The sequence below is a fragment of the Halovenus anhuiensis genome (genome assembly GCF_037080055.1).
Classification (GTDB): domain Archaea; phylum Halobacteriota; class Halobacteria; order Halobacteriales; family Haloarculaceae; genus Halovenus.
Window position 1 is genome coordinate 164615 of sequence record NZ_JBAOJI010000004.1, and the last position, 22044, is coordinate 186658.

22 protein-coding genes and 1 tRNA gene are annotated in these 22044 nt (G+C 59.3%); 16 read left to right on the forward strand and 7 right to left on the reverse strand.

What is annotated here, in order from left to right; translation table 11 throughout:
* Positions 1-13: 13 nt before the first annotated feature.
* A tRNA-Gly gene (locus tag V8P86_RS11735) sits at positions 14-86 on the reverse strand.
* Between the two features lie 276 nt (positions 87-362).
* Between V8P86_RS11735 and V8P86_RS11740 the strand changes: the two genes are divergently transcribed.
* The gene (locus V8P86_RS11740; RefSeq protein WP_336327458.1) at positions 363-581 is read left to right on the forward strand and encodes a hypothetical protein; all 219 of its coding nucleotides are present in this window, start codon (positions 363-365) and stop codon (positions 579-581) included.
* A 155-nt stretch (positions 582-736) separates the two neighbouring features.
* Here the strand turns inward: V8P86_RS11740 and V8P86_RS11745 are convergent, their stop codons facing one another.
* Both V8P86_RS11745 and V8P86_RS11750 read right to left on the reverse strand, forming a co-directional pair.
* Positions 737-1240 (reverse strand): metallophosphoesterase, encoded by a 504-nt coding sequence (locus V8P86_RS11745; RefSeq protein WP_336327459.1) that lies wholly within the window; start codon positions 1238-1240, stop codon positions 737-739.
* A gap of 39 nt (positions 1241-1279) precedes the next feature.
* Entirely contained in the window at positions 1280-3211 is a 1932-nt protein-coding gene (locus V8P86_RS11750; RefSeq protein WP_336327460.1) for an ABC transporter ATP-binding protein, read from the reverse strand.
* A 144-nt stretch (positions 3212-3355) separates the two neighbouring features.
* Between V8P86_RS11750 and V8P86_RS11755 the strand changes: the two genes are divergently transcribed.
* Positions 3356-3781, forward strand: coding sequence for a universal stress protein (locus V8P86_RS11755; RefSeq protein ID WP_336327461.1), 426 nt, complete (start codon positions 3356-3358; stop codon positions 3779-3781).
* Here the strand turns inward: V8P86_RS11755 and V8P86_RS11760 are convergent.
* A complete protein-coding gene (locus V8P86_RS11760; RefSeq protein ID WP_336327462.1) occupies positions 3778-4881 on the reverse strand; it encodes an aminopeptidase in 1104 nt (367 codons plus the stop codon). The genes V8P86_RS11755 and V8P86_RS11760 overlap by 4 nt on opposite strands.
* A gap of 208 nt (positions 4882-5089) precedes the next feature.
* Between V8P86_RS11760 and V8P86_RS11765 the strand changes: the two genes are divergently transcribed.
* Positions 5090-6214 (forward strand): sensor histidine kinase, encoded by a 1125-nt coding sequence (locus V8P86_RS11765; RefSeq protein ID WP_336327463.1) that lies wholly within the window; start codon positions 5090-5092, stop codon positions 6212-6214.
* Between the two features lie 129 nt (positions 6215-6343).
* Here the strand turns inward: V8P86_RS11765 and V8P86_RS11770 are convergent, their stop codons facing one another.
* On the reverse strand, positions 6344-6907 hold the full coding sequence (locus V8P86_RS11770) for a MaoC family dehydratase (RefSeq protein WP_336327579.1): 564 nt from the start codon (positions 6905-6907) through the stop codon (positions 6344-6346).
* Between the two features lie 280 nt (positions 6908-7187).
* On the opposite strand from V8P86_RS11770, the gene V8P86_RS11775 reads away from it, so the two are divergent.
* From V8P86_RS11775 to phaC, 4 genes are all read left to right on the forward strand, one after another.
* Positions 7188-7493, forward strand: coding sequence for an AbrB/MazE/SpoVT family DNA-binding domain-containing protein (locus V8P86_RS11775; protein ID WP_336327464.1), 306 nt, complete (start codon positions 7188-7190; stop codon positions 7491-7493).
* 37 nt (positions 7494-7530) lie between these two features.
* The gene (locus V8P86_RS11780) at positions 7531-8064 is read left to right on the forward strand and encodes a hypothetical protein (RefSeq protein ID WP_336327465.1); all 534 of its coding nucleotides are present in this window, start codon (positions 7531-7533) and stop codon (positions 8062-8064) included.
* A gap of 209 nt (positions 8065-8273) precedes the next feature.
* Positions 8274-8810, forward strand: coding sequence for a poly(R)-hydroxyalkanoic acid synthase subunit PhaE (locus V8P86_RS11785; protein ID WP_336327466.1), 537 nt, complete (start codon positions 8274-8276; stop codon positions 8808-8810).
* 2 nt (positions 8811-8812) lie between these two features.
* Positions 8813-10204, forward strand: a complete 1392-nt coding sequence (phaC, locus tag V8P86_RS11790; protein WP_336327467.1) for a class III poly(R)-hydroxyalkanoic acid synthase subunit PhaC — start codon at positions 8813-8815, stop codon at positions 10202-10204.
* On the opposite strand, the gene V8P86_RS11795 is transcribed toward phaC, so the two are convergent.
* Together V8P86_RS11795 and V8P86_RS11800 are read right to left on the reverse strand one after the other, a co-directional pair.
* The gene (locus tag V8P86_RS11795) at positions 10201-11007 is read right to left on the reverse strand and encodes a BtpA/SgcQ family protein (protein WP_336327468.1); all 807 of its coding nucleotides are present in this window, start codon (positions 11005-11007) and stop codon (positions 10201-10203) included. The two genes, phaC and V8P86_RS11795, sit on opposite strands and share 4 nt — an antisense overlap.
* A gap of 1 nt (position 11008) precedes the next feature.
* Positions 11009-11599, reverse strand: coding sequence for a thioredoxin family protein (locus tag V8P86_RS11800; protein ID WP_336327469.1), 591 nt, complete (start codon positions 11597-11599; stop codon positions 11009-11011).
* A 110-nt stretch (positions 11600-11709) separates the two neighbouring features.
* Here V8P86_RS11800 and V8P86_RS11805 point away from each other — a divergent pair, with 110 nt between their 5' ends.
* The 9 genes from V8P86_RS11805 to V8P86_RS11845 all read left to right on the forward strand — a co-directional run bounded on the left by V8P86_RS11805 (position 11710) and on the right by V8P86_RS11845 (position 22034).
* Positions 11710-12198 carry an Lrp/AsnC family transcriptional regulator gene (locus V8P86_RS11805; protein ID WP_336327470.1) on the forward strand — a complete coding sequence of 163 codons (489 nt, stop codon included), beginning with the start codon at positions 11710-11712 and terminating at the stop codon, positions 12196-12198.
* Positions 12195-13334, forward strand: a complete 1140-nt coding sequence (locus V8P86_RS11810) for a pyridoxal phosphate-dependent aminotransferase (protein WP_336327471.1) — start codon at positions 12195-12197, stop codon at positions 13332-13334. The genes V8P86_RS11805 and V8P86_RS11810 overlap by 4 nt, the downstream gene beginning before the upstream one ends.
* Positions 13335-13519: 185 nt before the next feature.
* Positions 13520-16072, forward strand: coding sequence for a type II/IV secretion system ATPase subunit (locus tag V8P86_RS11815; RefSeq protein ID WP_336327472.1), 2553 nt, complete (start codon positions 13520-13522; stop codon positions 16070-16072).
* Positions 16069-18219 (forward strand): type II secretion system F family protein, encoded by a 2151-nt coding sequence (locus V8P86_RS11820; protein WP_336327473.1) that lies wholly within the window; start codon positions 16069-16071, stop codon positions 18217-18219. Before V8P86_RS11815 ends, V8P86_RS11820 begins: the two co-directional genes overlap by 4 nt.
* A gap of 2 nt (positions 18220-18221) precedes the next feature.
* Positions 18222-18641, forward strand: coding sequence for a DUF7287 family protein (locus V8P86_RS11825; protein ID WP_336327474.1), 420 nt, complete (start codon positions 18222-18224; stop codon positions 18639-18641).
* Positions 18642-18651: 10 nt separating this feature from the next.
* On the forward strand, positions 18652-19236 hold the full coding sequence (locus V8P86_RS11830; RefSeq protein WP_336327475.1) for a DUF7288 family protein: 585 nt from the start codon (positions 18652-18654) through the stop codon (positions 19234-19236).
* The gene (locus V8P86_RS11835) at positions 19233-20585 is read left to right on the forward strand and encodes a DUF7261 family protein (RefSeq protein WP_336327476.1); all 1353 of its coding nucleotides are present in this window, start codon (positions 19233-19235) and stop codon (positions 20583-20585) included. The genes V8P86_RS11830 and V8P86_RS11835 overlap by 4 nt, the downstream gene beginning before the upstream one ends.
* Positions 20586-20730: 145 nt before the next feature.
* Complete coding sequence (locus tag V8P86_RS11840; RefSeq protein ID WP_336327477.1) at positions 20731-21210, forward strand: DUF7266 family protein; 480 nt, start codon at positions 20731-20733, stop codon at positions 21208-21210.
* Entirely contained in the window at positions 21207-22034 is an 828-nt protein-coding gene (locus V8P86_RS11845) for a DUF7289 family protein (RefSeq protein WP_336327478.1), read from the forward strand. Before V8P86_RS11840 ends, V8P86_RS11845 begins: the two co-directional genes overlap by 4 nt.
* Positions 22035-22044: the final 10 nt, after the last annotated feature.

Here is a 22044-nt window from a genome sequence, read left to right on the forward strand (position 1 = left end):
TGGAGAAGTGGAGTGCGCGGACCGGAATTTGAATCCGGGTTAAGGGCTTGGAAGGCCCTTGTCATGCCAGACTAGACCACCCGCGCTCGCAGTTTGTGTTTGCCCTCCCGCTGTTAAGTTTCTTCCTATTTTTCGCAGTCGGGCGAGTGCTTCTCACACCACCGGAAAATCAGTTGGGGTCGGGGGTTATTCGTATCCTCGTATAGAGGAAATGAAACATGAATAGCAGGATAAGAGAAATCGTCCTGAGCCTCGTTGTTGTTACGGCGACGTTCTATGCCCTCTGGCCGGTTGGAAATCCGTCACTGCAGTGGTGGGCTGTCCTCCCAGCCAGATTCCAAGGTGACGGAGCTCTGCTAGTAATGCTACTCTGTGTCTCTGCTGCTGTCGGCATCACAGTGCTGAAACTAACGCGGTTCCGACTGACGAACTTCGCTATCGGAGGCTGTGTCGCGTTCGTCCTGCTGATGCTCATCATCAGCGCGACGATGTCACCCGATAGCCCGGTCCACTGGATACTCTACGGTGTCATCCTCGTTGGTATCTTGGCGGGTGCCCTCATCGAGCGGAAACTAGGGTGAGTCTGGAGAGCGGGTCGACAACTGCGACGCGGTCGATCAAAATTGCTGAGTATCGGTGATTTTCACCACTGTCTGGAGACAGGGCTACCGGTGTTCTTGATCTCGGTTGATCCAACTGAAAGCATGAGCAGTGAGTTGAATGGAGTGCCGGATTATCACAGCACCTCCGTCTCGAAGGCCTCGCCGTCCGGATCACGAAGACTGACCCGGATTCCTTCGGCTGTCTCCTCGAAGGTCGCGTAAGCAGGCCGGTAGCGCCGCGGATCGGCGTAGCTTCCGGGATTGACGTGCGGGTACTCGCCGATCGTATCGATCACCGGCCGGTGGGTGTGGCCGGTAACGATCACGTCGGCCTCCTCTTGCCGGGCCAGAAGTGAGAGCGAAGTCTGGTCGTGTTCGTGGCCGTGTGCGAGCAGGAACCGCTGTCCCGCCCATTCGGTCGTAGTCGTCTTCGGGACGCGGTCCAGCACAGCCTGTGTGTCGCGGTTTCCAGAGACGGCGGTGAGCGGTGTCGGGACGTTCTCGAACGCATCCAGTACCGATTCGGACGTGAAGTCACCGGTGTGGAGGAGTTGGTCTGCCTCCGTAATCGCGGAGCGGATTGCTGCGGGCAGGCTAGGGTCGTCACGTCGGTGTGTATCGGAAACAGCAACGAGCATGGCCGAGCGGTACGGCCACCGCCGACATAAGGAGGACGATCAGTCAGTGTCGATCTGCGTTCGGGCCTGCCGTCGCGAGGCGCGTTCGATGAAGTCCTCGGGCAACTGGTCGATTTCGCCGGCCTGCACGCCCCAGAGATGAGCGTACAGTCCGTCCTGGCTCAGCAGATCCTCGTGATTGCCGCGCTCGACGATCTGTCCATCTTCGAGGACGAGAATCTGATCCGCGTCTTTGATCGTCGAGAGTCGGTGGGCGATGGCGAAGGTGGTCCGGTTCTCGCTGAGATTATCAAGCGAGCGCTGGATCAGCATCTCCGTCTCCGTGTCCACGTCGCTGGTTGCCTCGTCCAGCACGAGAATCTCGGGGTCTTTGAGGATGGCCCGGGCGATGGCGATGCGCTGGCGCTGCCCACCGGAGAGTTTCACACCGCGCTCGCCGACTTCGGTCTCGTAGCCGTCGGGGAGGTTCTCGATGAAGTCGTGGGCCTCGGCCATCTTCGCGGCCTCGACGACCTCCTCGCGGGAGGCCTCGAAGGAGCCGTAGGCGATGTTCTCTTCGACCGTGCCGTAGAAGAGATACGACTCTTGCCCGACGTAGCCGATGGCCCGCCGGACGCTGGACATCCGCACCTCGCGGAGGTCCTGCCCGTCGATGCGGATCGCACCGTCGTCCACGTCGTACATCCGCAGCAGCAGTTTGAGGACGGTCGATTTGCCCGCGCCGGTCGGCCCGACCAGCGCGATGGTCTCGCCGCTGTCGGCCTCGAAGGAGATGTCGTCGAGGATCTGCTCGTCGTCGTACCCGAAGTCGACGTGGTCGTACTCGACGCGGCCCTCGGTGACGGTGAGATCCTCCGCCGCGGGATCTTCCTCGATTCGGGACGGTTCGTCCATCAGCCCGAAGATCCGCTCGGAGGAGGCCCGCGCGCGCTGGTACATGTTGATGATCTGGCCGAACTGCGCCATCGGCCAGATGAACCGCTGGGTGAGCAGGATGAAGGTGACGAACTCACCGGTCGAGAGCGGTTCGGTGAAGATCCACGGGGCCTCTCCCTCGGCGGAGAGCACCCACAGGCCGCCGGCGAGGAAGGTAGCGACGAAGCCGATACCTGCGAGTACGCGAAGGCCGGGGAAGAACTTGATCCGGGTGCCGATGGCGTCCCAGTTCGCGTCGAAGTAATCCTGGCTCACGTCCTCGACGCGCTCAGATTCGTACTCCTCGGTGTTCGAGGACTTGATGACCTTGATCCCGCCGAGGTTGTTTTCGAGGCGGGAGTTGGTCTTGCCGACGGTCGACCGGACATCGGCGTATTTCGGCTGGATGATCTGGATGAAGAAGTACGTAAACAGCGCGATCAGTGGCACGGGCAGCAGCGCAACCAGCGCGAGTTGCCAGTTGTAGTAGAAGAGAATGGCCGCGATGCCGAGCACCATCACGCTCAGCCGGAACATGGAGTTCATCCCGTCGTTGAGGAACCGCTCCAGGCGATTGACATCGTTCGAGAGAATCGACATCATCTCACCGGTCTGCTTGTCGGCGAAAAAGTCCATGTTCAGCCGCTGCATGTTGTCGTAGGTGTCGGTCCGGACGTCGTGCTGGATGTTCTGGGCGAAACTGTTGAACCCCCAGTTGCGCACCCAGTGAAAGAGCGCTCCGAGGAAGAACGCCCCGGCGATCAAACCGACCGTCAACAGTAGTTGGCCTTGCTGGTCGGCGGGGAGCAACGCGTCGGGGACCAACCAGATGGCAGCGAAACTCTTGTCCTGCCGGATGACCGCGTCCAGCGCGAAGCCGAGCAAAATCGGTGGAACCAGATCCAGCAGGCGGGCGAAGATACTCGCGAAGATGCCGACGATCACCGATCGCTTGTACTTGCCACCGTAGACGAGAAACAGCCGCTTCATCGGATTATCGATGTTCTCGCGCTGTTGCTCGAAAGGATCGTCGTCGTCGAGGCCGATACCGCTCATGACCGTTTTAGAAGGGGCGAGCGGAGAAAAAAGCTTGTTTGACACGTGTACTCGTCTCATACTCCCAGGCAGACGGATCGGCGTAAATAATAGATTAATGATAATTCCTAACGGTTAATTCGAGAGTCGTTGTAGCTTCGAACGATGTACGAGACGGTTCTGATTCCAGTCGACGGAAGCGACGAATCGCTGGCGGCGGCGACGGAGGCAGTCGATCTCGCAGCGAGCGAGGGGACGATCCACGCGTTGGCGGTGATCGAGGAGTTGCCGATGCACAGGCGCTCAGGCAAGGCCGAGAAGTTCGATCAAGGAGGAGACGGGAGAACCGAGGCCGAAGACGCGACCGCAGCCGTCGCGGATCGGGCAGCCTCGGTCGGCATCGACTGCGAGCAGACGGTACTCGAAGGTGTGCCCTCCCGTGAGATCTGCTCGTACGCCGAGGAGATCGACGCGGAGGCAATCGTCATCGGAAAACGAGGAGCCAGCGAGTCCGCCGGCGAGATTCTCGGCAGCACGACCGAGCGAATCCTAAAGAAAGCCCCGGCAACCGTCGTGGCGGTTCCAACCTAGCCCTCAAACTGCTCTTCCCAGCGGAAGTAGCCGTCCCGCTGGATTACTTCGCCGTCGATTTCGAGGCGGGTACCCTCGCGTTGCATGTTCGTGATGAGATCCACGTGGACCGCGCTCTGGTTACCCGACTCACCCTCGGGCAGACAGGCCTCGTAGGCGCGACCGAGCGCGAGGTGGACCGTCCCCCCCATCTTCTCGTCGAAGAGGATCTGATCGGTGATGCGGTCGATACCGCGGTTCATCCCGATACCGAGTTCGCCGAGTCGTTCGGCTCCGCCGTCGGTCTCGACGATGGATCGGAGCACGTCCTCGCCTGCGTCGGCCTCGATATCGACCACGACGCCGTCCTTGAAGACGAGTCGAGCGTTCTGTATGCGAGTACCGCGGATCGTCATCGGCACGTCGAAGACGACCTGTCCGGCGGTGTCGGCGGGCGCGGTGAACACCTCGCCGCTGGGGAGGTTGTGTGAGTCGTAGGCGACGCTGGCGGCGCTGTTGACCGCGGTGCGGTTCTCGATCGACATCGTCAGATCGGTCTTGTCGTCCTTGACGATGCGGACCTCACTGCCCGCATCGAGCAACTCCTTGAGTTGGCTCATCTCCTCGGCCAGTTCCTCCCAGTCGCGGAGAATCGCATCGTAGACGAAGTCTTGGTAGGCCTCGTAGCTCATCCCGGCCTGCTGGGCGAGTGCTCGTGTCGGGTGAACTGTCGAGACCCAGTCGGTATCGAGGCGAGCCTCGCGGATTCCCTCCCGGGCCTGTGCGTATGCAGTCTGAGTCTCTTCGGAGATGTCCGCGCCAGCGCTCGTGTTACGAGTGCCGCGTAACGAGAGGACGCTGTCAGCCCGGTCGTACAGCGCGTGCTCGTATTCGGGATCGGTCGCGAACTCCTCGCCGTGGGCTCGCTGGTAGGCGCGATCCATCTCGTCGGAGGAGTAGGTCACGACCATGTTCGCGTCACGGTCGCCGAGTTGCTCGGCAACTGCGACGCCCAGTTCGTGTGCGCCTTCGTCGACGGAGACGACGACATCGTTTCCAGCCTCGATCCGTGCACTCCAGTCCACGAGCGTGTGCGCGTGTTCGATGATTCGGTCGTCCATACACGTGTCTCGCTCTGCCGGCTAAAAACCGTGCGGGCTCGAACCGAACCCCGACCGAATAGATCACTCAATCCACACGACGGCGGCACGGACCACGTGGTTTAATTCTCCCCATCTTTTAGGCCAACCTAAAATAGACAGTCATGCAGATCAGTTCGTCGGTACGTTGTTTCGAGTTCTCGCAGAGAGAGACCACGACGATGCCAGGATGGCCCTGCTCGATGCCTACCAAACGAACGCGGATGTCGACCGGGACGAACTCGCCCATCGACTGCTTTCGGATGTCGTCGAGGTATTCGATACCCATCTAGCGACACGCGCAGAAATCGATATCCTCGTGACCGCCGTCGAGCGTCTACTTGACCGGTTCGCGACAATCATCGAAGCAACACCAGTTGCGATCCTCATCGTCGATGATAACGGACAGATCGAACTCTGGAACGATGGTGCAGAAGGAATCTTCGGGTGGAGCGATTCGGAGATTCAACAGCAGCCGTACGCTCGACTCTGTGAGTCCCCCGAGGAAGGGAGGCAATTTCTCACCCAACTCGAAGACGGCCATCGCATCGACGGAATCGAAACTCGCCACTGCCGTAAAGACGGGACTGTCGTCGATGTTAGAGTCTGGGCGGCGTCGTTCCGGCCAGCGAGAGAATTCAGCGGTGCGGCCTTCGTCATCAGCGACATCTCCGAGCAGAAACGTCGCGAGCAGCGACTCGCGGTTCTCAATCGCGTTCTTCGTCACAATATCCGCAACGAAGTCACCGTCGCGCAGGGACATCTCGATATGCTCGCCGAGAAAACGACCGAGGGTGGCGATCACATCCGGACGATTCAGACTCACCTCGATAGAATCGTCGAACTGAGCGAGGCTGCCCGACGAGCCGAGCGCCTGGAGGACGAGACAGAACTGATCGAACTCGACTTAGCAGCGTTGTTGGCAGAACGGATCGACCAGTTCCGGGACGCTCATCGGAATGTCGATATCAACACGACGCTTCCGGATTCGGCCGCTATTCAGGGTCACGAACTCCTGCCGTACGCACTCGACAACCTGATCGACAACGCGATTGAACACAACGACGAGCCCAGAGTCGTCGAAGTCAGCGTCACCGTGAACGCTGGCGGGACGACGTTGCGAATCGCCGACAACGGGCGTGGACTTCCGCCGATAGAACGGGACGTGCTGACAGCGGAGACAGAGACACAACTCAGCCACAGCAGCGGTGTCGGCCTCTGGCTGGCCCGCTGGATCGTCCAGAACTCTGACGGGACGATTACCGTCGGCGAGGGACCACTTGGCGGAACTGAAATAACGATTCAATTTCAGTAGCGGCCCAGGAGCCGGAAATCACTCTCGGTAAACGCGAAAATGACAGTTATCGAAGATAGTAGGCAGCAAGACGACTGTCGGGACCAGCCACCCTTAGACTCAAAACGACAGCTGCTGGTACGATCAGAGTTATTCGGCGTCTTCGGGGGCGTCGTCGATGAGGATGACCGCTTCGCCGTCGATTGCGATGTCCTCACCATTCATGACGCGTGTGCGAAGGCGATACTGGTCGTCACCCAGATCTTCGACGATTTCACACTCCGCGGAGATTCGGTCGTCGATTCGGACCGGATTGTGGAATTCGAGATCCTGCGAGAGGTAGATGACCAGTCCGGGCACGCGGGCCAGCGCGGCGCTGATCAGTCCGCCGACGAGTGTTCCGTGAGCGATCCGTCCTCTGAATCGGGTCTTCTGCCCGAACTCGTCGTCCAGATGCAGGGGGTTGGTGTCGCCGCTGGCGGCAGCGAAACTCTTCACGTCGGCGTCGGTGATCGTCTTGGTGAAGGTGAATTTGTCCCCGACAGAGATCTCAGCGGGGTCGTCAGCGCCGATCTCAGCGTGCCACTCTGGGAGGTCTTCTGCCGGCTCGATTCGATCGAGTGGTGGTGTTTCTGGGGCCGAATCCTCTTCGCTTACCGGGAGGCTCCAGGCTTCGACAGCTGCTCGGTTCGCTTCGATTGCGTTCTCGACCATCTGCGTGGACGTTTCCGCCCATCTGTCAAGGAGTGGATTACCGTACCAGTCAGTACTCATCCTTTACCGGTAAGCGGTAGCGGGTAATAAATACTGAGGTTAAATTATTGATTATGCGAACGCCAGACCGAAGGCCGATTGGGGGCCAGTAACCGCGACAGAACTCCCGGAAGGAAACGGGGCTGTGGCAGTCTTCGTGACATTAGATGGTGTATAATGGTCCAATGTGGCAAAAACGCACAACCTTTATCAGCCGGCACTAGCTACGTATAAACGACTGATGTCAGACGATAGTGATGGCCCAGCGTGGCCGCCGAATATGATGAAGTTGTTTACAGAGACTGGCGAACAGGCTGTCGAGCAGCAACAGGAGCTGATGAAACAGCTGCTCGGTGCCGGAATGTCCGGGGGGATGGACATGAACCAGCTCGGTGCGATGAGCCAGACAGCCACGTTCAAGACGCGCGTCCAGAGCGGCGGCCGGATCAGCATTCCCGACGCCGAGCGTGAGACGCTGGATATCGAGGAAGGAGATATCGTGCAGGCTGTCGTCGTTCCAGTCAAACGGAACAGAGACGACGAGTAACACACCGCACCGACAACCGAGCACACGAGAACCAATCATGGTCGACTATACCTCACCGATTACGGCGACATTCGAGTTGCAGCGACAGACAATCAAACAGAGTCAGGAGGCGCTCGAACAGGGAATCGAATTCCAGAAAGACTTCAACAGAGCGCTTATCGACGGACTCGACGGGCAAGAAGACGCCCAACGGCGGGTCGTCGAACTCCAGCGAGAAGCGGTTCTGAACACGCTCGAAACGGTCGAGTCGAACGTCCCGGGAGCCGAAGACGCGATGACGGAAGTTCGGACTACCGTCGACGAGCAGTTCGAGGAGTTGCTCGACAACCACGAAGAAGCCTTCGAGAACATCACCGCAGGCATGGAGGACGGCACGGAGACCTACGACGACTTCGCCTCGGAGTATCTGGACGCGCTGACCGACCAGCTCGATATGGTCATCGATGCCCACGAAGATCTCGAAACCCAGTCTGTCGAGGCCGCCGAGGAGGTTACCGACCAGCTCGAACAGCTCCAGTCACAGGTCGAAGAGGTCCAGCAACAGATTGGCGATCTGCAGACTCAAGAGTAACTGCATCTACTGTCAGCGTAATATTATTTTTTACAGCGGTACCATGAGACGCGGCTGATCGTGCCCGCTGAGGAGAGAAGAGATTCGGAGTATACCACCTAAGCCCGCCCCGCTACGTTTCACGACGGCGAGCCCCAGTAAATAACAACGAGCGGGGTTGGCCGGAAATAGCCGGGCGTTTATATCGCTTGCGCACATAGGGTCCGATGATGAGCAACCAGCAACAAGAATGGGGAGACCTGTTTGGGCAGATGAACGAAGCGGTCGCAGAATCGTTCGAGAAAAACATGGAAGCACAGAGTGCGATGATGGAGTCGTGGATGGGATCGTTCGACTCTTCGATGCCAGACGAGGATGTCATGGAAGACGGTATGGAGGGGATGGCGGGGGCCTACGAAGTCTGGATGGACGCCGCCGAAGAGATGTTCGAGCGGACAGCCGACGCCGCCCAGGGGGACGACGTCGCGCCCGAAGAGTTCCGTGACATCTGGCTTCGCTCGGCGAACGAGGCCTTCTCAGAAGTGCTCTCGACGACAGCCTTCGCACACGCAAACGGCCAGCTCGTCGAGCAGGTCATGGAGATGCAACAGGAGATGACGGAGATGACCGAAGATCAGTTGGCCCAGATGGGAATGGCGACCAACGAGGACGTGCAGGAGATCGGCGAACGGCTAATCGAACTCGAACGTCGCCAGCACGAAGTCGAAACGAAACTCGACCAGATTCTCGACGCGGTCGAGGAGTAACCATGTCGTACAATCCATTCAGCGCAGCGCTCGACGCGCACACGAACACGCTCGAAGCCATCGCCGACGCGACGGAGAATGCTGCACGACTTCCGGACCGAGCCGAGGAGATCAACAACATCGACGTGGGGATGACCCCTTCGGAGGTCGTCTACGAGGAGAACAAGCTCGAACTGCTGCACTACCAGCCCGAGGAAGTCGGGGTCGAAGTGCCCGAAGACGAACAGAACGACGTGCCGATTCTCATCGTCTACGCGCTGATCAACAAGCCGTTCATTCTGGACCTCCAGCCCGACCGGAGTGTCGTCCGACGGCTGCTCGAAGCGGGCCACGACGTGTATATGATCGACTGGAACGAGCCATCGCGGCTCGACCAGCATCTCGGCCTGCACGATTACATCAACCGCTACGTCGACAACTGCGTCGACGAAGTCCGAGACCGATCCGGGCAGGATGATATCAACATCCTCGGCTACTGTATGGGCGGAACCTTCAGCGCCATCTACACCTCGCTGTATCCCGAGAAGGTCAACGCACTCGCACTGATGGCCGCCGGTCTGTACTTCGACGACACCGGCGGTGTGCTCGAACGCTGGGGGAGCGAGGAGTACTACAACCCCGAAGCGGTCGTCGACACCTACGGCAACGTGCCCTCGACAATGCTCGACGACGGATTCAAAATGACCGATCCGGTCGACAACTACGTCCGGAAGTACGTCACGCTGTTCGAGAACTTAGAGAGTGACGACTTTGTGGAGAACTTCGCGCGGATGGAGCGCTGGCTGGACGAGGGAATCGACCTGGCAGGCGACGCCTACGTCGAGTTCCTGCAGGATATCTACCAGAACAACAGCCTCTACAGAAACGAGATGGAGCTCAACGGTGAACACGTCGACACGAAAAACATCACCGTGCCGATCCTCCAGATCATGGGCGAGTACGACCACCTCATCCCGCCGCAGGCCTCCAAGCCGTTCAACGACGTGGTCGGCACACCCGAAGAAGATATCACGACTATCGAGTACCCGACCGGTCACATCGGCATGTCCGTCTCCGGATCGACCCACGCGGAGGTCTGGCCGGAGGTCTGTGACTGGTTCCACGATGTCTCGAAACGCGACGAGGAAGAAGATGCGGAGTCAAGCGTCACCGAGATGCAGGAGGAAGCCGCCGCGACAATCGAAGTCGAATCCACCGGAGAGGACGAGACCGAACAAGCGGACGAGGAAAGCGGTCTCGAAGCAATCGACGGAGTCGGCCCGACCTACGCCGAGCGACTACAGGAAGCCGGGATCACGACCCGAGAGGACCTCGCCGATCACACCGCCGAGGAACTCGCAGAAATCGCACAGACCAGCGAGTCACAGGCCGAAGACTGGGTCGACCAGCTCTAATCGGCGAGTGTCTCGACGAGCGCTGCGGCGCGCTCGGAATCAATTCGGTTCGTCGTGTTGCCGTCTTTTTTGACTGCTGTGCCGACGATTGCGCCATCAGCGATAGCGAGCAGGGAGGCTGCGTTCTCGACGCGGACGCCGCTGCCGACGAGGACTGGAGTCTCGGGCGCACAGTCGTCACGGGCCGCGACGACGCGTTCGAGCGTGTCGGCGTCGGCGGCCGAGCCAGTTTCGGGCCCGGAGACGATCAGTCCGTCAGCGAGGCCACGTTCGATCGTCTCGCGGGCGAGCGATTCGGCATCCCGGTCGACCGGACTTGCGGAGTGTTTGACGTCGATATCGGCGAAGACAGCCACGTCGGTATCGAGCCGCTCGCGCAGCCGCATCGTCTCGTGGGCCCGGCCCTCGATCCAGCCTTGGTCCGTCGCGCGGACGCCAGCGTGGACGTTGACGCGAACGAAGGATCCGCCGGCCGCAGACGCGACCGACAGCGCCGCCTCGGCGTCGTTTCTGAGGACGTTGACGCCAACTGGGAGATCGATCGCCGCGGCGACCTCCTGCGTGATGGCAGTCATCTCCGCGACAGTGTGTTTCGGGACCGACTCGGGGTAGAAGGGTGCGTCGCCGAAGTTCTCGACCAGCGCCGCGTCGAACCCGCTTTCGGCGAGTGCGCGTGCGTCACCGTGCGCTCGCTCGCGAAGGGCTTCTCGGGAACCGTCGTATTCGGGCGCGCCCGGCAGCGCCGGAAGGTGAACCATCCCAATCAGGGGAGTCTCCGTCCCGAATCGCGCCTGCAGATCCATCTCAGGCGTCCCAGTAGTCGGGTTCGTTGCCCTCGCGCCACTTGATCGAACAGCCTCGGGAGGCTTTGAAGTCGTCGCTCATCGGTTTGCTGGCGAGCAGATCCTCGATGTGATTTCTCATCTCGCGTTCGTCGGGTTCGTCGTCCGGATTCATCGCGTCGTCCAGTCGGCCATGATAGGCTAGTCGGAAGGTATCGTCCTCGCGGTTCGCGAAGAGGAACGGGTCTGGCGTGCACACCGCGCCGTACTCGGCGGCGACGGTCTGCTCGTCGTCCCGGAGATAGGTGTCCCACTGGATGGTGCCGTCTTCGACGCGTTCGACCATCGTCTCGAAGTCGTCTGCGGGGTACTCTGTCTCGTCGTTGGGGTTGATGCCGACGACGGCAATCTCGTCGTACTCCTCGGCAAGTCGGTTCATCTCCTCGAATTTGGCCTTGGCGTATGGGCAGTGATTACAGGTGAATACGACGAGCAGCCCCTCGTACTCGCTGAAGTCCGCGAGCGAGTAGCTCTCTCCATCGGTGCCTTTGAGCTCGAAATCCGGAGCCACGTCGCCCGGTTCGAGCACGTCCTTGGAGTCGAGTGCAACCATATCGGGATCTGCGGCCGCGAGCCACCTTAATCCACCGGGGCCCACCGAAGGCGTGTCTCCCGCTGGCACACCATAGCAACGTTTTTGTGCGTACTCCGGTGCTTTCAGATATGGACCTCTCCGACGAAGTCGTGGAGCTACTCCGCGAGAACGCACGGTACAGCGTCGAGGATATCGCCCGCCAGACCGACAGCGAGCCGTCGGAGATCGAGGCCATCATCGACGACCTCGAAGCGGAGGGCGTTATCAAGGGCTACCGAGCAATTGTCGACCGCGAACAACTCGAAGACGAGACGATCCGAGCCGTCGTCGAACTGAACATCACGCTCGACCGGGAGACCAGTTACGACGACGTGGCCGAGCGCATCGCCAAGTTCCCCAACGTCGAATCGCTCCATCTCGTCAGCGGCGACTTCGACTTCATGATGGAAGTCGAAGGCGACTCGATGAGCGAGGTGTCGAGTTTTATCAGTAACAAGGTCGCACCCGTCCCGGAAGTCACCCAGACGGTCACGCATTACGTCATGACCACGTACAAAGAGCAGGGGATCGAGTTTGGAGACGGCAGTGACGACGACCGCCTCTCAGTCTCACCATGAAGATCGCAGACCGCGTCGAGCAGGTGCCGCCGTCGGGTATCCGACGGTTTTTCGAGTTGGCAGAGGAGATGGACGACATCATCTCACTCGGGGTCGGTGAGCCGGATTTCTCCGCGCCGTGGGCCGCCCGCGACGCCGCGATCACCTCCCTCGAACAGGGCAAGACCTCCTACACCGCCAACCGGGGCAAGCGGGAACTCCGCGAACTGATCAGCGAGTCCAATCGCTCGCAGTACGGCCTCGACTACGACCCCGACGATCAGATCCTCGTGACAGCGGGCGCGAGCGAGGCGATCGATCTGGCGTTCCGGACGCTGATCGAACCCGGCGACACCGTCGCCGTCGCCCAACCCTGTTACGTCTCCTACACGCCGGGTGTGACCTTCGCGGGCGGGGAGGTCTGTCCCGTCCGAACCCGGCGGGAAGACGACTTCAAACTCACCTACGACGTGCTCGAGGAGAGTGGGGCGGCCGACGCCGAGATGCTCGTCTACTGTTACCCGAACAACCCCACGGGGGCGACGATGACCCGCGACGAACTCGAAGAAGTCGCAGCCTTCGCGCGCGAGCACGACCTGACCGTACTCTCCGACGAGATTTACGCGGGGCTTACCTACGAACACGACCACGCTTCCATCGCGACGCTCGACGGGATGCGCGAGCGGACCATCGTCTTCAACGGCTTCTCGAAGGAGTACGCGATGACCGGCCTCCGGTTGGGGTACGCCCTCGGGCCGACAGAGGCCATCACGGCGATGAACCGCATCCACCAGTACACGATGCTCTCCGCGCCGACGACGGCCCAACATGCCGCAATCGAAGCGCTTCAGTCCTGTGACGGCGCAGTCGAGGAGATGCGCGAGCAGTACGACCGCCGTCGGAAACTCGTCCTCTCGCGGTTCGAGGAGATGGGCATGGATTGTTTCCGGGCGAAAGGTGCCTTTTACGCGTTCCCGGCCTGCCCGTGGGACGACGCCAACGAGTTCGCCGAGGCGCTGCTCGAAGAGACTGGCGTCGCCGTGGTTCCGGGGTCAGTCTTCGGCGACGGCGGCGACGGCCACCTCCGCGTCTCCTACGCGACTGGGATGGACGATCTGAAGGAGGCACTCGACCGAATCGAGCGCTTCATCGAGTGACAGCCCCGTCGAGTCGATTTCCTCCGCAGAAAGCGCGGGAACGGCGAGCAATCGAATGCGGACTGTTTTCTCTGGATGGCGGATGAGCCGTCCGAACTGTTCTTGTCATCTTATGTACAAATTATCGAGAACGAAAGTGAAATTCCCGCAAACTTTTTTCGTGTGTTTACAGTAGGAGAGTCGTAATGGCAATAGACGAAACGGGCGGTTCAGAAGACGACAGCGGTTCCGGGGTGGGTGTTCGCTTCGACGAGGGTGTTACTGTTGGGGAGTACTCGTGGAGCGATTTTCGCCGGGAAGAACACGACGAGGGGCGGTTCGACCGGAGTAAATATCTCGGCTTCGACCCACGCGAGACTGGCCGCCATCTGCAGGCCGGCGCGAGCGGGGCGAAGACACTCAATCAGATCGTCGAACGCTACCGTGACCCACAGAGCCGCGGCGTTGTCAGGGGACAGTACACGTGGGAACACTTCAAACAGGAGTACTACTACGACGAGGAAGGGTTGCCGCCGCGGGAGGACGGCGAGAAGATCCCGTTCAAACCCGAGGAGTATCTCGGCTTTCATCCCGACGAGACCGAAAACCGGCTTGGGGAGGCCGGTGACAAGGCCTCGGCGCTGGCCGATCTCGTCGACAAACGGACAGTAAACATCAACGAAGAAGTCGACGAGGACGCCTTCTTCTCGACCCGAGAGCAAGGAATGACCGTCGCGAACCGCTACGATCTGGAGAAGGCGGTCCCGATGGAGAAAAAGACCCACTTCATCGAGCAGGACCGCTACTGGGTGAACAAACCCTACGCGTTCGTCGTTATCTTCAAATCACAGAAAGAAAACGAGATCAAATACTACGTCGTCGAGCCACATCTCAATTCTATCGAAGACGAACTGCTGGACTTTCTCTCTCAAAAGCTCAAGACGGCGATCAAATACTCCGAAGACGAAGTCATCGTCCAGGGCAGCGAGGCCGACCGGGCGGAGGTCATCCAGCGCGAGGCCGAGCGACTCCTTCGTCGGTACGACCTCTACGAGGGGCGCCCGAAAGAACAGCGCCAGTCGCCGAGTACGAACGACGAAAGTGGAGGACTGATGGACTCGCTGAAGGGGGTGTTCGGCGGCGACGCCGACGACGACGGCGAAGCGTCGGCGATTCAGGCCGCCGAACGCCAACTCGACGGCATCTCGGTCCGACCGGAGCCGAATATCATCGAGGACGACCCCGGCACCTTCTCGGAGTACCAGGTCGAGAAGATGCTGTACGTCCTGAAGCGAAACTTCATCGGCTACGCCCGGATCGACCCGATCAAACACGACATCAACGTCGAGGACATCTCCTGTGACGGCTACAACAGCCGTGTGTTCGCCTACCACACCGACTACGAGCAGATCATCACCAACGTCCAGCACGGCAAGGAGGAACTGGACGACTTCGTCGTGAAACTGGCCCAGCGGTCGGGGAAAGGTATCTCCAAACGACAGCCACAGGTCGACGCCACCCTCCCCGACGGCTCCCGTGCCCAGTTGACCCTCGGCGCGGAAGTCTCCGATCACGGGACCAACTACACCATCCGTCAGTTCAAGGACGTGCCGTTCACGCCGGTGGACCTGATCAACTGGAACACGTTCAACCTCGACGAGATGGCCTTCCTCTGGCTCTGTATCGAGAATCACAAATCGCTCATCTTCGCCGGGGGTACGGCATCCGGGAAGACGACCAGCCTGAACGCGGTGTCGCTGTTCATCCCATCCAGTGCAAAAATCGTCTCAATCGAGGACACCCGCGAGGTCGAACTGCCCCAGCGAAACTGGGTCGCGAGTGTCACGCGGCCCTCCTTCGGCGAGGACGACACCGGCGACGTCGACGAGTTCGATCTGCTGGAGGCCGCACTGCGTCAGCGTCCAGACTACATCGTGATGGGTGAGATCCGTGGTGAAGAGGGTCGAACGGCCTTCCAGGTCATGTCGACCGGTCACACCACCTACACCACCTTCCACGCCGACTCCGTCGGTGAGGTGATCAAGCGGTTCACGACCGATCCGATCAACGTCTCGAAGACGCTGTTCACGGCGCTGGATCTCGTGAGTATTCAGACCCAGACCCGTGTCGACGGCCAGAAGGTCCGCCGAAATAAGGTACTGACCGAAATCAACGAGTACTCGCCGGAGAACGACGAAATCAACGTCCGGGACGTCTACGAGTGGCGTGCAGAGACGGACAACTATATCCAGATGGGATCATCGTCGACACTGGAAGAGATCAAGTTCGACCGCGGGTGGTCCGACGAGCGACTCAACGAGGAACTGTTCAAGCGGAAGACGGTGCTCGCCTACCTCATCCAGAACGGGCTGAACACCTACACCGAAGTCGCGGCAACTGTCCAGGCCTTTATCAACGACCCGGAGACGATCCTCGCGATCATCTCACAGAGCAGTCTCGAACGCTCGCTCGAAGATCTCCGGGAGATGGAGTCGGTCAAAATCGATGTCGACGCCGAGAAAGAAGAACTCGTCCCGCGGCCGGATCCGCCGGAGAACTTGCTGGGAGAGACAGACGAAATCCTCGCGCAGGCCGAGCCCCTGCTCCAGCAGTACCGTGACATGGAGACGGGCGACCTGGTCGCGGCGCTGTCCGGCGCGAACGACGCCGAAGAGATCGAACCCGAGCCCGACGATGAGGGTGAGTTCGACTTCGGTCAGTTCGTGCCGAAAGCAGGCTCGGAGGCTGAGGAGGAATGAGTCTCGAAACGAGACAACAGACCGAAGAAGAAGCCCGCAGCGATAGCTCGCTGGGCGGTCGATTCTATCCGCTCTACCGGCGGCTGTTCGACGAGGATAGTGATTTCGTCAGCGGCGTCGAGAAGAAACTCGCACAGGCACGGATGGCCGACAACGTCGAGTTGTTCATCTCGCGGGCGCTGGCTGTCGGCCTGATCGCCGGACTCGGTCTGTGGATTCTCGGCATGCTGCTCGGCTGGCTGTTCCTCCAGTTGGTCGGCTGGGAGGGACTGGTTCCGGTCCCAGAGGCGGTTTCGCAGGTGATCGACATCATCCGCGAGCCGGCAATCTTGCTCGTGTCGGGACTGATATTCGGCTCGATTGGCTTCGCGATCGGTTTCGGTTCACTGATTTCGGTGCCGTATTTCCGTGCCGGGGCGCGCAAACGCGAGATCAACATTCTGCTCGCCGACTCGGTGTCGTTCATGTACGCGCTGTCGGTCGGTGGGATGAACCAACTGGAGATCCTGCGGGCGATGGCCAAGGCCGACGACACCTACGGTGAGGTTGCAAAGGAGTTCCAGTCGATCGTACTGGAGACGGAGTATTTCGATACCGACTACCGGACGGCGATCAGAAATCAGGCACTCGAAACCCCTAGTGACGAGCTCTCCCAGTTTCTGACCGATATGCTGTCGATCGTCGACTCCGGGGGTGATATGACCGACTTCCTCGAAGACCAGAAGAACAAACAGCTCAGGACGGCCCAGCAAGAGCAGAAAAAACAGCTCGATACGCTGGAGTTGTTCGGCGAGATGTACATGACGCTGTCGCTGTTTCCCCTCCTGCTAATCATCATTCTGGTGATCATGGGACTCATGGGCAACGGGCTGGACCGATTCCTGCTGAACGGAACCGTCTACGGCCTGATCCCGCTGATCGGAGCCGCCTTCCTCATTCTGGTCTCGACGGTGACTCAGGACGAGATTGGCGACGGCTATCTACGGCCCGAAGCCGACGAGGAGTTCACTGTTGAAGAGGGAATTGGCGTATTCAATCCCGGCCTCGTCGAGGAGTACACCGGCGACAAGCAGGTGTTCGATCAGATCAAGCGCCGCGAGGGAACCCACGAACTGATGGAGATTTTGCGGTCACCGCACGTCTTCTTCAAGGACCACCCGAAGATGATTCTGCTGGTAACTACTCCGCTGACCGCCCTAATCATGATCGGGCTGGTCGTTGCGGGAACTGCCCCCACATCCATCGACGGGATTCAGGACAGCCCTGTCTGGGGGACGTTCGTCTGGATGTATCTCCCGATCTATCTGAATATGCTGCCGCTTGCAATCTTCCACGAATGGAACGTTCTCTCCCGGAAAGGGGTGCTGGGGAATCTCTCTGAAAATCTGCGCAAACTCGCCAGTGCCAACGACACCGGGATGACGCTACTCGAATCGATCAAGACCGTCTCTGAGACTTCCTCGGGCAAGCTCTCCGACGAGTTCGAGACCATGCACGCGAAGGTCAACTACGGGACGAGTCTGAAAGACGCCCTGCGGGAGTTCAACAACAAGTACCACCTCCCGCGACTCTCCCGGACGATCAAGCTGATCAGCGAGGCACAGGAGGCCTCCAGTCAGATCCAGGACGTGCTCTCGACGGCTGCCGTCGCCTCGGAAAATCAGGACGAAATCGCCCGCGAACGGAAGGCTCGAACGCGGATGCAGATGGTGATCATCATCATGACCTTCCTGACACTTTTGGCCGTGATGGGGCTGCTCCGGGTGCAGTTCCTCGATACGATGGCCTCGCTGGGTAGTACTGGCGGCGGTGCTGGCGGGGAGGCGTCAGGCCAGGAGTTCGGGGCCGACATCGAAACAGGATATCTCTCGATGGTCTTCTTCCACGCGGTGACGATCCAGGCGGTCGTCTCCTCCTTTATCGCCGGCTACATCCGGAGCGTCGAACTGATGGCCGGGATGAAATACGCCGTCATCCTAGCGACGATCACGTTGATCACGTGGACTATCGTCGAGCAGATTTCCAGTGGGGGTTCCGAAGAAGCCGCCGCACTGCTGTTGTTCGTCGGCTCGACCGGCCGTTCGCTGCTCGAACCTGTTGTCAGAGAAAGTCAAAACAGTGATATAACAGGAGTGTGTGACGAGTAGTCATGAACAATCGGGGACAGACGGCGTACGATTACCTGCTGGGAATCGTGCTGCTGTTAGTGACGATCATCACGGTGCTGTCACTGTTCCCGCAGGTGTTCGGACCGTTCGTCGATTCCGTCTCCTCGGACCGTGAGAAGATGGCCGAGCGGGTTTCTTCGGACGTGATCGAACAGACGGCGCTCGACGGCAGCGAGCGGACCGTGAACACCACCAAACTGGACGGGATGGATATCGAACAGCTCAAGGCCCAATCCGGCGTCCCCGAGACTCAAAGCGTCAATATCACCGTCCAAGGGGCGGACGTACAGGTTGGCGACGAACGGCTGGGCAACGATCCGTCAGCGACGGTCACGCGGACGATCAAGACGAGGGACAGCGACTGCCAGGCCGGCTGTAAACTGACTGTGAGAGTGTGGTAAGATGCGACCGATGAAGCACAGACGACGTGGGCAGGCGTACGCGCTGGAGGGGATCATCGGAGCGGTGATCGTCGTTTCCGCGCTCGTGTTGGGGTTGCAGGCTGTCGACATCGCACCGTGGACCGGTGACGACGAGCGCCAGAACACCGAGACGCGAGCCGAGATTTCGGATGCACTGGCGACGGCACAGGATGGCGAAACACTGCGAGAAGCAGTAACCTGTATCAACGAGACCGGCGACCCACATCCCGACGTAGCAGATCCGGACGACGGAACCTCAGGGCTGGGTGACATCGTCGGGCAGACGATTGCCGATCAGTACGAGTATCGAATCATGCTCGAATATCCCACCAGCGGCCGAACGACCGAGACGATCGATCTCGGTCCGACACCGGTGCTGCCAGAGAGCGATACGGTGAGTGTCTCCCGGTACGTCGTCCTATCCGATTCCGACCCGCTGTACGAAGTCGACGGTGGACAGTGCCAATCGACGGGCGTCCGACTCGACAGCGACGACGTGGATTTCTATCTCGACAATCAGGACGACAGTGAGGCCCTGTTCAGGATTGTCAAAATCAGGGTGATCGCGTGGTGACACAGCAACCCACCCGAGGGGAACGAGGGCAACTCGTGTTGATCGCCGCAATCCTCGTTGCCACGACCATCGTCGGCGCAGTCGTTCTGCTGAACGCAGTCCATAGCTCACCGGACGTGAAAGCACAGACAGATGCACAAAGTCTCGCCGACGCCGAAAAGGTCACAAATCAGATTCAGACCAACCTCCGCGAACTATTTTTCGCAACGACGAGTTCCGAAAAGCGGGCATATGCGAATGAAACGGATATTTACGGTACGATTGGTTCATACGAAGAACGATTTAGTAGGTTTGTTTCACAAGACACAGCCAGTGTCGTCTCTGTGCAGTACGAAGATGGGAAGTCGGGGGCCTACGTTGAAGACGACTCGCTTCCGACATCCGGTGGACCGGTAATTGAAGATGCGGCGGAACTCCCGTATCTCACTGTCCGGGCGGAGAGTAGTGCCCAGAGTGTCGAGATCGAGATAACTTCTGGAAGCGAGACGACGGTAGCAGAGTTGGATGGAGACGGCAGTGAAATTGACAGCGGTGGTGAGGTGACCGACTGTACAGTCGGTGATGGCACGGTCCAGTTCAGTATGGAACGTGGGATCGGTCGAATTAGTGGTGAAGACGGGGTATGTACGGTCCAGATCTACGAACAAGGCGAGCCAAACAGTATCGATGTCGCGATTGACGCAAGTGGCGCTGACGGGAACTTTGCGGTAAGTGCCGTTGACCCAACGTCAGTGCGGGACGACTCGTCGTTTTTCGTGAGGAAAGATGTGATCGTCAACCCCACATTCAGTATCGAGTACATAAATCCAGACGTGAGTCTGAGTACGGTATCTCCAATGTTTGGAAGGGGAGAACTCATCGGGAACGGCTGTGATTGGGTCGAGGACGAGATGAGCGGGAGTGATTTGGATATGACCGGACAGACGGCCAAGTGTGACTTCACAGACCAGATCGATGAGTCAATAAAGAAAATCGGAAACAACGACATCGATCTGTCCGGAAACTCCAGATTAGTCGGTGAGATCGATACCGATGGCGACGTGAATATCGACAACTCGACGGTTATTGGCGATATCAGATCAGATTCAGACGATATCACGATCACAAATAACGCTCGGATTGATGGCGATATCGTCGCAGCAAAGAACACGAATATAGATATCGATGGTGGGACCGTAGTCACCGGGGATGTCGTTGGGAAGGGCGATGGAAGTGTAAGTCTCGATCATGTGACTGTAAAAGGCGATGTGTACGTAGAGAGCGACGACTTTGGAGGATGTAACAGCAACGTGGTTATTAATGGACAAGACTGCGGGGATTACACCCTGAAAAACCCAGACAACTATTGAGAAAAGAAATGATGATTCGTCAACAGACCAGTCGGCGACACGCGACTCGAACCAGTTGGGGCGGCTGGTTTCGAAGTGAAACATCACAGTCTACGACCACTGTGAGCACAGACGGATCAGTCGACAAGATCGGAGGGGAAAAGACATGACACGGGACGGAGCAGACCTCAGGATAGATCGTCGTGGTCTCTCGGTCGCGGTCACGCACGCACTGACAGTCGCAATCTCGACGATTCTGGTGTCTGGACTGATCATCGGGGCCGGTACCTTGCTCGAATCACAGGAACAGAGTGTCGGCGAGGATCAACTCAGGGAGGTCGGAAGCGATGCCGTGACCTACGTCAACACCTTCGACCGACTGAACGGCACCGGTGAGAACGTCACGGTCACGGTAGCGCCGGATTATCCCGAGCGGATCGTCGGATCGTACCGATACACGATACAGTTGTACAACACGAGTGAGCTACGTGGGTTAGAGATTCGATCAGAGGCACTCGGTCGTGAGAGGCAGTATCCGATCAGTACAACGAATGCGAGATTGACGAACACGTCGACGAGCGGTGCCGATGTCCAGATCAGTCTCTGCAAGAACGGCGAGATCACGGTCGCGGGGTGTGGCTCATGACACTATTAGACAGGGGCGTCTCGGATGTCGTCGCGTTCGTGCTCACCTTCGCGATTATCATCGCCGGCGTCGGAATCGTCTCGACGGGCGGGTTCGACCGACTCAGCGAGTTTACGAACGACCAGCAGATCGACAACAGCGAGCGCGGGATGGAGGCAGCGGCGTCGACTATCGACAATCTCCACCGCAGCAACGACACCTATCGTGACTTCGACCTCTCACTGAGCGGCGGAAACATCTGGTTCAACGAGACGGCGATCACCATCGAAAGCAGTGGGATAAATCTGTCAGCGGTATCGCCGGCCGACGATCCAAACCAGGCACAGATCGACCTGAACGCGCTCGAACACCGGTTCGACTCCGGCGACGAGACGGTGAGTATCGCGTACGAGGGCGGCGGCGTATTCCGGACCGGCACCAGTCGAGCGCGGTATGAGCCGGGGATCACGGTCGAAGGAGACACCACGATTATCTCGCTGGTCAATCTGACGACCGACGAAACGATCGATCGATCGGGTGCCTACGGGAGCGAGATTGCGCTCCAACCGACCGGAGTGCCACAGGAGGCCCCGGTGTCGGCCGACAACCAGTTTATCAGTTTTAGCGCCGAACTGACTGGACAACGGCAGGTCCACGAGACGAGTTCGAGTGACTCTGACATCGAAATCGATATTTCCGAATCGGCCCACCCCCAGCAGTGGGAATTTTATTTCGAGGAAGCCAGACACTGGAACGAACAGAGCGACGTAGTCTACGAGACGGACGGGATCGACACCGTTCTCGTCCGCGTGTCGACCATCGAACTCTCGGTGCTGTCGCGGTGACCTTGCCAGA